Genomic DNA, 14,410 nt, shown 5'->3' with positions numbered 1-14,410 from the left:
ACCCCGGGACCTCACATGACCACCCCCGCCGCCGACGGCTTCCGCATGCCCGCCGAGTGGACCCCGCACGAGCGCACCTGGATGGCGTGGCCGGGCTCCAACCCCACCTTCGACGACCCCGAGGACCTCGCGGCCTCCCGGAACGCCTGGGCGTGCGTCGCCCGCGCCGTCCGCCGCTTCGAGCCGGTCACGGTCGTGTGCGGGCCCGGCCGGACCGCCGAGGCGCGGGCGCTGCTCGGCCCTGGCATCGACACCGTCGAGCGGGACCTGGACGACGCCTGGATGCGGGACATCGGGCCCACCTTCCTCACCGACGACCGGGGCCGACTGGCCGCCGTGGACTGGACGTTCAACGGCTGGGGCGCGCAGGAGTGGGCCCGCTGGGACCACGACCGCGAGATCGGCGCGTACGTCGCCGGCCTGGCGGGGGCGCGGACGTACGCCTCGAAGCTGGTCAACGAGGGCGGCGCGATCCACGTCGACGGCGAGGGCACCGTGCTGCTCACCGAGACCGTGCAGCTCGGCCCCGAGCGCAATCCGCACTGGTCCCGCCAGGAGGTCGAGGCGGAGATCCACGCCCACCTCGGCACCCGGAAGGCGATCTGGCTGCCGCGCGGCCTGACCGGCGACTACCCTCCCCACGGCTACGGCACCCTCGGCCACGTCGACATCGTCGCCGCCTTCGCCCGCCCCGGGGTCGTCGTCGCCCACCAGCAGCCGGACCCGGCCCACCCCGACCACGAGGTCACCAAGGAGGTCATCGGCCTGCTGAGGTCGGCGACCGACGCCCGGGGCCGCCGCCTGGAGGTCGTGGAGGTGCCCGCCCCGACCGTCCTGGAGGCCGACGGCCACTGGGCCGACTACTCCTACATCAACCATTACCTGTGCAACGGCGGCCTGGTGCTGTGCGGTTTCGACGACCCGCGCGACGAGATCGCCGCCGGAATCTTCCGCCGCCTGTTCCCCGAGCGGACGGTGACCCTGGTCGATGCCCGCACGATCTTCGCGGGCGGCGGCGGCATCCACTGCGTCACCCAGCAGCAGCCGAGGACCCGGTGACGGCCGGCGTCGGGTAGAACGTACGGGTGAACGTCCAGGTGTGCGCGGCCCCCGGCCGCCGTCCCAGCAGCCCGCCGCCGCGACGGCCCGAACACCCGCCGCACGGCGGGCGGCAGGCCCCCGGCGGACTCCGGCACGCCCCGTCCACCGCCGGAGCGTGGCCGGCGACGCCGTCCGCCGGCCGCTGCAAGCCCCACGCACCCCATGAACCCCACGTCCGGCCCGGCGCCGTACGGGCGGTCCCGGCATGAGCACGCCCCCCTCACCCCGCCGCCGCACCCCGGCCCCGCCCCGCGAGGACGTCCTCGCCGCGGCCATGGACATGATCGCCGAGCGCGGTCTTGAGAAGCTCACCATGGCCGCGCTCGGCCGCGAGGTCGGCATGAGCAGCGGGCACCTGCTGTACTACTTCCGCTCCAAGGACGAGCTGCTGCTGCGGACCCTGGAGTGGAGCGAGGGCCGGCTCGGCGCCGAGCGCGGCCGGCTGCTCACCCGGTCCGCACCGGCCCGCGACCGGCTGGCCGCCTACGTCGACCTGTACGTCCCCGACGGCCACCGCGACCCGCACTGGACGCTCTGGCTGGAGGTGTGGAACCGCTCGCAGAACGCCGACGACGACGCCCGCGCCCGGCAGGCCGCCATCGAGGGCGCCTGGCACCGGGATCTCGTCGCGCTGGTCGCCGAGGGCATCTCGCGCGGCGAGTTCCGCGCGGTCGACGCGGACCGGTTCGCGGCGCGGCTGCGGGCGCTGCTCGACGGGTTCTCCATCCATGTCGCGATCGGGCTGCGCGGGACCGGCCGGGAGCAGGTGCTCGCGCACGTGCGGGAGTTCGTCGCCGGCACGCTCCTCGCCGACGGCTCCTGAAGGAATCGTTCCCTTTGCCGCCGGGCAGGTAAGGGCGCATGGGACGACAACACTGGAAGAAGATCTGGGTCGGCTCGGCGGGCAACATGGTCGAGTGGTTCGACTGGTTCGTGTACGCGAGCTTCGCCCCGTACTTCGCCGGCGCCTTCTTCCCCAGCGGCAATCCCACCGCGCAACTGATGAACACGGCCGGCATCTTCGCCGTCGGGTTCTTCATGCGCCCCGTGGGCGGCTGGCTGCTGGGCAGGGTCGGTGACCGCAGGGGCCGCAAGGCGGCGCTGACCCTGACCGTCACGCTCATGTCGGCCTCGGCGGTCCTCATCGCCGTCGCCCCCACCTACGGGGTCGCCGGCTACGGCGGCGCCCTCGTCCTGCTCGTCGCCCGCCTGCTCCAGGGCCTGTCGGTCGGCGGCGAGTACGCGGCCAGCGCCACCTATCTGACCGAGGCCTCGGATCCGAGGCGGCGCGGCTTCGCCTCCAGCTTCCAGTACGTGTCCATGACCGCCGGCCAGATCGCCGGCCTCGGCCTGCTGATCGTGCTCCAGCGCACCCTGTCCGACGACGCCCTGCACGGCTACGGCTGGCGCATCCCGTTCGTCGTCGGCGCGCTCGGCGCTGCCGTCGTCTTCTACCTGCGCCGCAGCATGCTGGAGACCGAGGTCTACGAGGAGGACACCTCCGGCTCCGGGGAGCGCGGCACCCTGCGCGCCCTGTGGCGGCACCGGCGGGAGGCGTTCCTGGTCGTCGCCCTGACGATGGGCGGCACGGTGGCGTACTACACCTACACCACCTATCTCACCAAGTACCTGTCCAACTCGGCGGGCCTGTCCAAGCAGACCGCGACCCTGGTCTCGTTCACCGCCCTGATCGTCTTCGCCTGCCTCCAGCCGCTCGCCGGTGCCCTGTCCGACCGCATCGGCCGCCGCCCGCTGCTGATCACCTTCGCGGTCGGCTCCACGGTCCTGACGGTCCCGGTCATGGCGCTGCTCCGGCACGCCCACGGCTACTGGTCCGCCCTCGGCCTCACCCTGCTCGCGCTGACCGTGGTCACCGGCTACACCTCCATCAACGCCTGTGTGAAGGCCGAGCTGTTCCCGACCGGCGTGCGCGCGCTCGGCGTTGCCCTGCCCTACGCCCTCGCCAACGCCCTCTTCGGCGGCACCGCCGAATACGTCGCCCTGTGGTTCAAGAAGGCCGGTGCCGAGTCCGGCTTCTCCTGGTACGTGGCCGGCTGCGCCGCCGTGTCCCTGGTGGTCTACGTCGGCATGCGCGAGACGAAGGACCTGGACCTGGCCCGGGTCGACGCCGCCGAGGGCGCCGGGGAGTCCAGCCTGACGACCGCATCCTGAGACGGCCGGTGAGCCGGGGGCCGTGCTGTGCCAGACTGCCCCCGTGTTCTCGTTCGCCGTGATTATGGGCAGCAGGCGCGCCGGTCCGCAGTGACCACCTCGTACGACCAGGTACGGGTGGCCACCGTCGTCCTCGACCCGCGCGCATACCTCTCGCACCCGCGAGGGGTTTTTTCGTTTTCCGGCCCACCCGCAGCCGGCGGCGGAGCGCGAGGGACCATGGGAGGAACGGTGGAGCCGGTCATTCCGGTAAAGACCGAAGATCCACAACAGGAGCCTTGAGATAATGACCGAGACGGCTACCAGCAGGCTCGACGACTCGTTCCACGTCTTCGACACCACGCTGCGCGACGGCGCGCAGCGCGAGGGCATCAACCTCACCGTCGCGGACAAGCTCGCGATCGCCCGGCACCTGGACGACTTCGGCGTGGGCTTCGTCGAGGGCGGCTGGCCCGGCGCGAACCCCCGCGACACCGAGTTCTTCGCGCGTGCCCGGGAGGAGATCGACTTCCGGCACGCCCAGCTCGTCGCCTTCGGCGCCACCCGCCGCGCCGGTGCCACGGCCGCCGAGGACCCGCAGGTCAAGGCCCTGCTCGACTCCGGCGCCCCGGTGATCACCCTGGTCGCCAAGGCGCACGACCGGCATGTGGAGCTGGCACTGCGCACGACCCTGGACGAGAACCTGGCGATGGTCCGCGACACCGTGTCGTACCTGCGCGGCCAGGGACGGCGCGTCTTCGTCGACTGCGAGCACTTCTTCGACGGCTACCGCGCCAACCCCGAGTACGCCAAGGCGGTCGTCCGTACGGCCGCCGAGGCCGGCGCCGACGTCGTCATCCTCTGCGACACCAACGGCGGCATGCTCCCCGCCCAGGTCCACGCGGTCGTCGCCACCGTCCTCGCCGACACCGGCGCCCGGCTCGGCATCCACGCCCAGGACGACACCGGCTGCGCGGTCGCCAACACCCTCGCCGCCGTCGACGCGGGCGTCACCCACGTCCAGTGCACGGCCAACGGCTACGGCGAGCGCGTCGGCAACGCCAACCTCTTCCCGGTCGTCGCCGCCCTGGAACTGAAGTACGGCAAGAAGGTGCTCCCCGACGGCAAGCTCCGCGAGACCACCCGGATCTCCCACGCCGTCGCCGAGGTCGTCAATCTCACGCCCTCCACCCACCAGCCCTACGTCGGCGTCTCGGCGTTCGCGCACAAGGCCGGCCTGCACGCCTCCGCCATCAAGGTCGACCCGGACCTGTACCAGCACATCGACCCCGAACTGGTCGGCAACACCATGCGCATGCTGGTCTCCGACATGGCGGGCCGCGCCTCCATCGAGCTGAAGGGCAGGGAACTCGGCATCGACCTGGGCGGCGACCGGGAACTGGTCGGCCGGGTGGTCGAGCGCGTCAAGGAACGCGAACTGGAGGGCTACACCTACGAGGCGGCGGACGCCTCGTTCGAACTGCTGCTGCGCGCCGAGGTCGAGGGCAGGCCGCTGAAGTACTTCGATGTCGAGTCCTGGCGCGCGATCGTCGAGGACCGGCCCGACGGCACCCACGCCAACGAGGCCACGGTGAAGCTGTGGGCCAAGAGCGAGCGGATCGTCGCCACGGCCGAGGGGAACGGCCCGGTCAACGCCCTCGACCGCGCCCTGCGCGTCGCCCTGGAGCGGATCTACCCCCAGCTCGCCCGGCTGGAGCTGGTCGACTACAAGGTCCGCATCCTGGAGGGCAAGCACGGCACCCAGTCCACCACCCGCGTCCTGATCTCCACCTCGGACGGCTCGGGCGAGTGGTCCACGGTCGGTGTGGCCGAGAACGTCATCGCCGCCTCCTGGCAGGCACTGGAGGACGCGTACACGTACGGCCTGCTGCGCGCGGGCGTGACACCGGCGGAGTAGCCACCGAGCAGGCGTGAGCCGGCCCGCGGCCGTCCGAGCGTTTCCCCGCGCCCCTCCCGCGCTCCCTGCCCGGCGGAGCCATGGCGATGCCCCGGCCACCGGGCAATCCCGTCCGGCCACCGAACGGCGACCGCCCACACCCCTCAGGGCCCCCGCACCGCAACCGCTCAGGGCGCCCGCGCCGGAGCCGCCCAGGGCGCGCGCGCCGGAGCCGGTCAGGGCGTGCCGGAGCTGGTCAGGGTGCCCGCGCCTGGAGCGGTCAGGGTGCTCGCCAGATGTTGTCGAAGGCGATGTTCTCGATGCGGCGCCGCTCGCGTACCGCCTCCAGCTCCGTCACCGCGTCGCCGACCGCGGCCAGCACGGTGACGACCGCCTCGTCACCGGGCTCGGCCCCGGCGGGCCGGTCGTCCTGGATGCCCAGGGTCGTGGCGAGGCCGGTGAGGACGGGGTCGCGGGACTCCCAGCGGTCGCTCGCGTGGCGGCGGGCCGCGGTGTCGGCCGGCGCGGCGGCCCCGGCGCGGCGCGGCAGCCAGCGGTGGCCGCTCTTCCCGTCGAGCTGCCCTCCGGCCTCCAGGGTGTCGTGGTAGGCCACGGCCAGGCCCTCCCCCCGCCGCCACAGCCAGTCCTCGACCGTCTCGTGCGGCCCCTCCCGGACGAGTGCCGCCCCCGCCTCGTCCAGCATCCGGTCACCCGTGGTCAGCGCCGGTCCCGGGACGATGCGCTCGCCGTCCAGGGTGAGCGCCCGGACGCCGAGCAGGTCGATCAGCTCGGCCCCGGCGAGCGCCAGCGACAGGTCGCCCTGTTCGACCGGGTGCTCGCCGGGGACGTCCAGGGTGACGAGGAAGAGATCCTGAGGTGTGGTCATACCCCCACGATGGGCCGGGGGCGGACGATCCGCAGCGCGGCACACCGTCCCCGGCGGGCAAAGGTCCGCGCGGTGGCCGTTTCCCGTCCGCCTGTCCGCCTCACCGCAGTGTCCACTTCTGGTTGGCGGCTCCGGTGCACGACCAGATCTGGATCCGGGCCCCGTTCGCCGACGAGTTGTCCGTGACGTCGAGGCACTTGCCGGCCGCCGTGTTCACCACGTCGCCGGTGGCCGCGTCGTACGACCACCGCTGGGCGCCGGTCCCGTTGCAGTCGTATAGCTGGACCTTGGCCCCGTCGGCCGTCGAAGCCGATGTCACGTCCAGGCACTTGCCGAGCGCCTGCACCGCCCCGTCGGCCGTCAGCGTCCACTGCTGGGCGGCGGAGCCGTTGCAGTCGTAGAGCTGCACGGCCGTCCCGTTGGTGTTCGAACCACCCGCCACGTCCAGGCACTTGCCGGCGAGCCCGGTGAGGGCGCCGGTCCGGCTGCCGCCGCCGGACTGGGTGCCGGACCAGGTGAAGGTCGCCGAGGTCCGGCCGGGCAGCGAGTAGGTGGCGTGCTGGGAGCCCCAGTTGACCGTCACGGTCCTGGTCGACGCCGAGCCGTTGTAGGCGATCAGCGCCTTGCTGCCGTCCGGGTTGCGCCAGGCCACGTTCGGCACCGTGGTGGAGGCGGTGGAGGCGATCCGCTGGGCGCCGGGACGGACGAACTTCGTCAGGTGGCCCATCGTGTAGTACTCGACGGTGTAGTCCACGGTCCCGCTCGCGCCGTCCCCGTCGTGCACGGTGATCAGCCCGGTGCAGGTGCCGCAGCCGCCGTTGTGCGGGCCCATGTTCTGGTCGACGGCCAGCGACCACTTGGTCACCGACTTCGCCCAGTTGCGGGTGTAGTCGATGATGTTGTTCATGTCCTCGCGCTGCTGGTCGGCGATCCAGGTGCCGCCGGAGTGTTCGGTGCCGAAGGCGTCCAGCGTGGGGTACTGGTTGTGCACGGCCGTCTGCTTCGTGACGTCGCCGCCGTAGCCGTGCCAGGCGATGCCGCCGAAGTTGGGGTGGTTGCGCACGGCCGGGTCGTTCACCGTCCGGGCGGCGTAGGAGTCGTAGACGTCCCAGTTCCAGTCGTGGGCCAGCACCTTGGTGGTGAGGCCGGCCGCCTGGAGTTTCGGCAGGAGTTCGTTCTTGGTGAAGTATGCGAGCCCGTCGGCGTTCCAGCTCATCGACGGGTAGCCGGAACAGCAGGTCGGCTCGTTCTGCGCGGTGACGTACGAGACGTTGACGCCCTGGTCGCGGTAGCCCTGGAGGTACTTCACGAAGTACGAGGCGTACGCCCCGTAGTCCTCGGCCTTGAGCCAGCCGCCGTTGAGCGAGCCGCTGTCCTTCATCCAGGCCGGTGCCGTCCACGGCGAGGCCATCACGGTCAGCGAGGGGTTCAGCCGGAGCGCCTGCTTCGTGAGCGGGACGACGTCGGCCAGGTCGTGGGCGAGGGTGAACTTCGCCAGCGTCGGGTCGCTCTGCCCGGCGGGCACGTCGTCGTAGGTGTAGCCGTAGCGCGCGAGGTCGGAGGCGCCCATCGGGTTGCGCAGGAACGACAGGCCGATGCCGTCGGTGGGGGAGAACAGCTTGCGCATGGTCGCGTCCCGGGTCGCCTGGGACAGCGCCCCGCTGCTGTTCATCAGCCAGGCCGCGGTGTCCGTGAAGGACGCGCCTCCGCCGGTGAAGGTCTGGTAGCGGGTGTTCTCGTCCACGGTGATGTTCTCGCCGGCGCCGCCCGTCCCGGACTGGAAGGCGAACGGTGTCTGGGGCTGTAGGCCGCGGACGACGTGCCGTCCGCCGGAGTCGTCGGTGGTGGTGAGCCAGGCCGTGACCTGTTCGCCGGCCGCGTGCGCGGGGGGTACGGCGGCGGTGACGCCGGCGGCGGCGAGCAGCCCGGCGAGCAGCAGCCGGACGGTGCGGGGGGTTCTCCTCATGGTGCGTCGCTCTTCCTGTAGGGGGCGAAGGAGCTGACGGGCCGTCTTGACGGGGCTGGGGGCCCCTAGTTAACTCACGGCGTGATCTAAGTCCTGAGTGAACCAGAGAGCCGAGGGAAGGTAAATGCGAAGAACCGCCCTGCTCGCCTCCGCCGCACTGCTGGCCGGTCTGCTGCCCTGGGCGACCGCACACGCCGCGGACGAACCGGCCCCCGTACCCGTCGACCGCTTCGAGGGCGAGGTCCCCTTCGCCTCCCAGCCCGCCGAGGGCCTCTTCACCTGGGGTGGCGACGCCGACGACCCGCCCGCCCTCCGGCTCACGGACCGCGCCGACGCCCCCGAGGGCGGCAAGGTCCTCACCGGCACCTACGACATCAGCGGATACGGCGGCTTCACCCACGACTTCGCCGCCACCGCCCCCGCCCACGACTGGTCCGCCCACCGGGGCATCCGCTTGTGGTGGGACGGCCGGAACAACGGGAAGAAGACGGTCTTCGAGATCAAGGACGGCGGCGCCCACGGCGAGGCCTCCGAACTGTGGACGACCTCCTTCACCGACGACTTCACCGGCTGGAAGCAGGTCGAGCTTCCCTTCTCCGACTTCACCTACCGCACCGACTACCAGCCCGTCGGAGGCATTGACCACGTCCTCGGCCTGACCGAGATGTGGGGCTACGCCGTCACCCTCCCGGCCGGCGCCAAGGGCGACTTCGCCCTGGACGACGTGGAGCTGTACGGCACGCCCGACCCGTCGCTGAACGCCGCCGTCACCACCGACGCGCCCCTCTACCCGGTCGAGGAGGGCGCCACGGCCAGGGTGAAGGTCACCGTGGCCACCACCGGCGCCCAGCCCCTCACCGCCCCGGTCACCGTCGTCTACGTCACCGCCGACGGCACCGCGGACCCCGGCGGCGACTACACGCCCGTCTCCGGCACGCTCACCTTCCCGGCCGGCACCGCGTCCGGCACCGCCCGGACCGTCGAGGTGCCCACCCGCCGGGACCGGACGGCCGAACCCGCCGAGACGATCCCGCTGAAGCTCACCGTCACCGGCGCGAAGGCCCCCGCCGAGCCCCCGCAGATCGTCGTCGACGCGCACGGACTGCCCTACCTCGACAAGAGGCTGCCGGTGAGGAAGCGGGTCAAGGACCTGCTGAGCCGCATGTCCCTGGCCGAGAAGGCGGGCCAGATGACCCAGGCCGAGCGCGGCGCCGTGACCCGGCAGAGCGACATCGCCGACTACGCCCTCGGCTCCCTGCTCTCCGGCGGCGGCTCCACACCCACGCCCAACACCCCCGACGCCTGGGCCCGGATGATCGACGGCTTCCAGCTCCGCGCCCGGGCGACCCGCTTCCAGATCCCGCTGATCTACGGCGTCGACGCCGTCCACGGCCACAACAACCTGTCCGGCGCCACGGTCATGCCGCACAACATCGGCATCGGCGCGACCCGGGACCCGCGACTCGCGCAGCGGACCGGATCGGTGACGGCCGCCGAGGTCCGCGCCACCGGCATCCCCTGGGACTTCGCGCCCTGCCTGTGCGTGAGCCGCGACGAACGCTGGGGCCGTTCCTACGAGTCCTTCGGCGAGGACCCGGCCCTCGTCCAGTCCATGGAGACCGTCGTCCAGGGCCTCCAGGGCCGCGCCGACGGACGGGACCTGAAGCGTGACGACAAGGTCCTCGCCACGGCCAAGCACTTCGTGGCCGACGGCGGCACCGCGTACGGCTCCTCGACCACCGGGACGTACACCATCGACCAGGGCGTCACCCACGTCACCCGCGAAGAGCTGGCGGACGTCCACCTCGCGCCGTACCGCACGGCCGTCGACCGGGGCATCGGCACGGTCATGCCGTCGTACTCCTCCCTGGACATCGCCGGCGACGGCAAGGGCGCGGTGAAGCTGCACGCCCGCGGCGACATGATCAACGGTGTCCTCAAGGACCGGCTGGGCTTCGACGGCTTCGTCATCAGCGACTGGAACGCCATCGACCAGCTCCCCGGCGACTACGCGGCCCACGTCCGCACGTCCGTCGGCGCGGGCGTCGACATGATGATGGTGCCGTACACCTACAAGGAGTTCACCACCACCCTCACCGACGAGGTGCGGGCGGGCCGGATCAGCGAGGCCCGTGTCGACGACGCCGTCTCCCGCATCCTCACCCAGAAGTTCCGCCTCGGTCTCTTCGAGCACCCGTACGCCGACACGACCGGTGCCGCCCGGATCGGCTCACCCGCACACCGCGAGGTCGCCCGCCGGGCCGCCGCCGAGTCGCAGGTGCTGCTGAAGAACGCGGGCGGGCTGCTGCCGCTGAGGAAGACGCAGAAGGTGTACGTCGCCGGGTCCAACGCCGACGACATCGGCAACCAGAGCGGCGGCTGGACCCTCACCTGGCAGGGTGCCTCCGGGAACACCGTGCCCGGCACGACCGTCCTGCAGGGCCTGCGCGCGGCGGGCGGGGACGTCACCTACTCCAAGGACGCCTCCGCCCCGACCGGCGGCTACGACGCCGGCGTGGTCGTCGTCGGCGAGACCCCGTACGCCGAGGGCGTCGGCGACGTCGGCAACGGCCACGACCTGCGGCTGTCCGCCGCCGACCGGGCCGCCGTCGACAAGGTCTGCGCGGCCATGAAGTGCGCGGTGCTGATCGTCTCGGGCCGGCCCCAGATCCTCGGCGACCGGCTGGACCGGATCGACGCCCTGGTCGCCTCCTGGCTGCCCGGCACCGAGGGCGAGGGCGTCGCCGACGTCCTCTACGGGCGCCGCCCCTTCACCGGGCAGCTCCCCGTCACCTGGCCGAAGTCGGAGGCGCAGTTGCCGATCAACGTCGGTGACGCGTCGTACGACCCGCAGTACCCCTACGGCTGGGGCCTGACCACCCTCACCCCCGTCCCCGAGGGCGGTACGGCCGCCCTGCGCGGCCTCGCCGTCCGGGCCGCCGCGGCCGAACGCCACGGCGACGACCGGACCGGCCGCACCCTGGTGGACACGGCGCGGCTGCTCGTCCAGCGGAAGGCGGACGGCCACCTCACCCAGGCCGTGGCCAAGCCCTTCGCCGACGCCGACCACCTGCTCCTGACCGGCAGGTACGGGAAGGCGGTGGAGAAACTGGCGGAGGCCTACCGCGCCGCCTGAGGCGGGAGCGTCACCGATGAACGATGCGGGCGGGCTTCGGGTAGGTTCGAAGTATGAAGGCCGTGCTGCGGACCCGAAGCCTCCCCGCCCTGCTGCTGGCCGTCCTGGCCCTGATGGTGGCGACCACGTTCGCGCCAGGGGCCAGGGCGGACACCGGCATCTCCACGATCGGCCGGGCCCTGCGCGACAGCCCGGTCTACGTCGACCCGGCGGCCAGGGACCAGCTCTCCGCCGCGGACGCCGACACGCTCGCCCGGCGGATCAAGGACGCGGACAAACCCCTGTTCGTCGCCGTCCTCCCGGCCGGCTACCGCACCGCGAACCTCTTCCGCGACCTGCGTGCCGCCACCGGGGTCACCGGCCTCTACGGCATCCGCCTCGGCGACCGCTTCGACGCCCGCGCCGACGCGACCGTCATGTCGGTCGCGGCCCGGCAGAACCTGGTCGGCAGCGTCCAGGGCGAGGATGCCAAGGCCCAGCTCACCGACTTCACCGACCGCGCCCTGGCCAACATGGGCGGCCACGCCCCCAGTAGCTGGGGCGGCACGGACGGCGGCAACGGCGTCTCCGACACGGGACTGATCACGGCCGGCGCGCTGGTGGTCGCCGGCGGCGCGGGCGCCTACGCGCTGGTCCGCCGCAACCGCCGCCGCCGCGCGGAGGAGCAGCGGGCCGCCCTGGACCGGCTCCGGGTCGTCGTGGACGAGGACATCACCGCCTTCGGCGAGGAACTGGACCGCCTGGACTTCCAGCCCTCCGAACCGGGCGCCGACGACGCGATGCGCGCCGACTACGCGAGCGCCCTGGACGCCTACGAGAACGCGAAACAGCGCATGGCCGCGGCCCGGCGCCCGGAGGACGTCCGGACGGTGACCGAGGCCCTGGAGGACGGCCGCTTCTCCCTCGCCCGGCTGGCCGCCCGCCGCGAGGGCCGCCCGCTGCCGGAACGCCGGCCGCCGTGCTTCTTCGACCCCCGCCACGGCCCCTCGGTCACCGACGCCACCTGGACCCCGTCCGCGGGCGCCCCGCGCCAGGTCCCGGTGTGCGCGGCCGACGCCGCCCGGCTGGCCGACGGCCGCGACCCCGCCATCCGCGAGGTCGACACCGAGTACGGCCGCCGCCCCTACTGGGACGCGGGCCCGGCCTACGGCCCGTGGGCGGGCGGCTACTTCGGCGGCGGCCTGCTGCCCGGCCTCCTCGTCGGCACCGTGCTGGGCAGCATGATGGCCGGGCCCGCGTACGCCGCCGACTACGGCAGCGGGTACGGCGACTTCGGCGGCGGCGGCTTCGACGGCGGCTCCCAGGGCGGCGACGTCTCCGGCACGGACTTCGACCCCGGGGACTTCGGCGGCGGCTTCGGCGACGGTGGCGGCTTCGACGGCGGCGGAGGCGGGGACTTCGGTGGCGGCGGCGGGGGAGGGGACTTCGGCGGCGGCTTCTAGGGGAGGAAGAACCGAGGGCTTCGCCGCTGTGCTGACCGCAGACGAGATGGAGACGGGTCCGGTCGGCCATCCCCGTCCGTGACGCGCGCGTGGAGCTGTACCGGTCCGAGGCGGCCACCCTCGACGCCATGGTGCTGATCCATCCGAACCGCGGACGGAGAGCCCGCCGGGCTGCTGAAGGCCGGCCGGGCGCTCGTCCTGAACACCGTGTCAGCGGGCGATGCCGTCCAGGAACTCGCTCCAGGTGGCGGGGGAGAGGGTGAGGATCGGACCGGCAGTGGCCTTGGAATCGCGGATGTGGATGGCGGCGGGGTGGGCGGCCACCTCGACGCAGTCGCCGCCCTCGTTGCTGCTGTGGCTGGACTTGCGCCAGGCGTAGGAAAGTTCGACGCAGTTGCCGCCTTCGTTACTGCTGTAGCTCGACTTGAACCATGCGAGTGCTGCTGCGGTGTTCATGACTCTCCTAGCAGTCCGTTCAGCAGGCGCACGCTCTCGTCGGGTGAGAGGGCCTGTGACCGCAGCATTCCATACTTCAGGTGATAATCGCTGACCTCGTCGGGGTCCTCGACGAGGAAGCTGGCACGCTGTACCTCCAGGTACGCCAGACGCTCGTATTCAGGGGTTTCCAGCAGGGTCATGGGGCCCGCTAGCCCGGCGTGCGGCATACGGTCTATCGGCATGATCTGCACGCTCATGTGAATCGGAGCGGTGTACTCGAGGATCTGCCGGATCTGCGCGCGCATGACCTCCGGCCCCCCGACCTCCCGCCGCAAGAGGCTCTCCTCCAGCACGAAGTGACCCACGGGCGGCCGGTCCCGCTGCCAGATCAACTGCCGGTCCATGCGGGCGTTCACCCACTGCTCGGCGGTCTCGCTGCCGAGAGCGGGATAGCGAGAGTCGAAGGCGGCCAGACAGTACTCCCGGGTCTGGAGCAGCCCCGGCACCATCTGCGTCTGGTACGACAGGATGCTCACCGCCTCCTGCTCGTGATCCACCAGCCCCTGCGCGAACTGCACGATCCGGTCTCGGACGGGCAGCTTCTCCAGGAGGACCGTCAGCGCCCCGCCCGTCTCCAGCACCTCGTCGAACTGCTCGGCGCGGTACGGCTGGAGGGCCAGCCGTCCCTGCTCGATGGAGGCCACGGTGTCGACGTGGAGGTGTACGTACTCGGCTAACGCCTCCTGCGAGAGGTGCGCCTTCTTCCGGTAGTGCGCGACCAACGCGCCGACCGCCTGCCAGGTACTGACTTTCTTGGGCATGCGTGTGCCATTCCCCCGTGCCCTACGGACGTCCTCGTAGTGGAGCCGTACAACCCGTCTCTACGACCTCACCCAGTGGCCCACTGTAATCACGCACCGTGACCCTCGTCACATGAACCAGGAAACCCAACCCCTCGAAACACGCGTGGCGTTCTTCCGGAAGGACCGCAGGTCGGTCGGGTCGGCACGGCAGTTCACCCGGGCGGTGCTGACCGACTGGCGGTTGCGGCGGCGGACGGAGGACGTGCTGCTGTGCGTGAGCGAGCTGGCGACCAACGCGCTGCTGCACGGAGTGCCGCCCGGCCGGGGTTTCTCCGTCCGGTTCGACCTCGCGCGCGGTGAGGACCGGCTGCGGATGGAGGTGCACGACAGCGGCCCCGGTACCGTCCGGCTCCGCGAGACGGATCCGGAGGCGGAGGGCGGCCGGGGACTGCTGCTCGTGTCGGCGCTGGCGGACAAATGGGGGGTGGGGGAGCGCAACCCGGGCAAGGTCGTCTGGTGCGAGTTCGAGGCTCCGGGGTGAGGGAGCACCTCCGGACCGTCGGCCCTCTGGCGCCCGCCCTCGCACTCGG

Annotated in this window: 11 protein-coding genes; 7 read left to right on the top strand and 4 right to left on the bottom strand. The window is 72.2% G+C overall.

The genetic code is table 11. The features are described from left to right. Positions 1 to 15: 15 nt before the first annotated feature. The 4 genes from D9753_RS10405 (at position 16) to cimA (ending at position 5,170) form a co-directional block, all read left to right on the top strand. Positions 16 to 1,059 (top strand): agmatine deiminase family protein, encoded by a 1,044-nt coding sequence (locus D9753_RS10405; protein WP_121786741.1) that lies wholly within the window; start codon positions 16 to 18, stop codon positions 1,057 to 1,059. 247 nt (positions 1,060 to 1,306) lie between these two features. Then, positions 1,307 to 1,924, top strand: coding sequence for a TetR/AcrR family transcriptional regulator (locus D9753_RS10400; protein ID WP_121786740.1), 618 nt, complete (start codon positions 1,307 to 1,309; stop codon positions 1,922 to 1,924). Positions 1,925 to 1,962: 38 nt separating this feature from the next. Further along, complete coding sequence (locus tag D9753_RS10395; RefSeq protein ID WP_121786739.1) at positions 1,963 to 3,273, top strand: MFS transporter; 1,311 nt, start codon at positions 1,963 to 1,965, stop codon at positions 3,271 to 3,273. Between the two features lie 286 nt (positions 3,274 to 3,559). Continuing rightward, positions 3,560 to 5,170, top strand: a complete 1,611-nt coding sequence (gene cimA, locus D9753_RS10390) for a citramalate synthase (protein ID WP_121786738.1) — start codon at positions 3,560 to 3,562, stop codon at positions 5,168 to 5,170. Between the two features lie 259 nt (positions 5,171 to 5,429). Here the strand turns inward: cimA and D9753_RS10385 are convergent, their stop codons facing one another. Continuing rightward, positions 5,430 to 6,035 carry a GPP34 family phosphoprotein gene (locus D9753_RS10385; protein ID WP_121786737.1) on the bottom strand — a complete coding sequence of 202 codons (606 nt, stop codon included), beginning with the start codon at positions 6,033 to 6,035 and terminating at the stop codon, positions 5,430 to 5,432. Between the two features lie 100 nt (positions 6,036 to 6,135). After that, positions 6,136 to 8,001, bottom strand: a complete 1,866-nt coding sequence (locus tag D9753_RS10380; protein WP_121786736.1) for a ricin-type beta-trefoil lectin domain protein — start codon at positions 7,999 to 8,001, stop codon at positions 6,136 to 6,138. Between the two features lie 124 nt (positions 8,002 to 8,125). Here D9753_RS10380 and D9753_RS10375 point away from each other — a divergent pair, with 124 nt between their 5' ends. Further along, complete coding sequence (locus tag D9753_RS10375) at positions 8,126 to 11,137, top strand: glycoside hydrolase family 3 protein (protein WP_121786735.1); 3,012 nt, start codon at positions 8,126 to 8,128, stop codon at positions 11,135 to 11,137. 53 nt (positions 11,138 to 11,190) lie between these two features. Next, positions 11,191 to 12,579, top strand: a complete 1,389-nt coding sequence (locus tag D9753_RS10370) for a hypothetical protein (protein WP_121786734.1) — start codon at positions 11,191 to 11,193, stop codon at positions 12,577 to 12,579. A 210-nt stretch (positions 12,580 to 12,789) separates the two neighbouring features. On the opposite strand, the gene D9753_RS10360 is transcribed toward D9753_RS10370, so the two are convergent. Together D9753_RS10360 and D9753_RS10355 are read right to left on the bottom strand one after the other, a co-directional pair. Then, positions 12,790 to 13,035 (bottom strand): DUF397 domain-containing protein, encoded by a 246-nt coding sequence (locus tag D9753_RS10360; protein ID WP_121786733.1) that lies wholly within the window; start codon positions 13,033 to 13,035, stop codon positions 12,790 to 12,792. Further along, positions 13,032 to 13,838 carry a helix-turn-helix domain-containing protein gene (locus D9753_RS10355; protein ID WP_121786732.1) on the bottom strand — a complete coding sequence of 269 codons (807 nt, stop codon included), beginning with the start codon at positions 13,836 to 13,838 and terminating at the stop codon, positions 13,032 to 13,034. The genes D9753_RS10360 and D9753_RS10355 overlap by 4 nt, the downstream gene beginning before the upstream one ends. Positions 13,839 to 13,950: 112 nt before the next feature. Here D9753_RS10355 and D9753_RS10350 point away from each other — a divergent pair, with 112 nt between their 5' ends. Next, positions 13,951 to 14,361: an ATP-binding protein gene (locus D9753_RS10350; RefSeq protein ID WP_121786731.1), complete on the top strand. Its 411-nt coding sequence runs from the start codon at positions 13,951 to 13,953 to the stop codon at positions 14,359 to 14,361. Positions 14,362 to 14,410: the final 49 nt, after the last annotated feature.

Source organism: Streptomyces dangxiongensis, from assembly GCF_003675325.1.
GTDB lineage: Bacteria > Actinomycetota > Actinomycetes > Streptomycetales > Streptomycetaceae > Streptomyces > Streptomyces dangxiongensis.
This window is presented reverse-complemented; position numbering and strand designations above follow the sequence as displayed.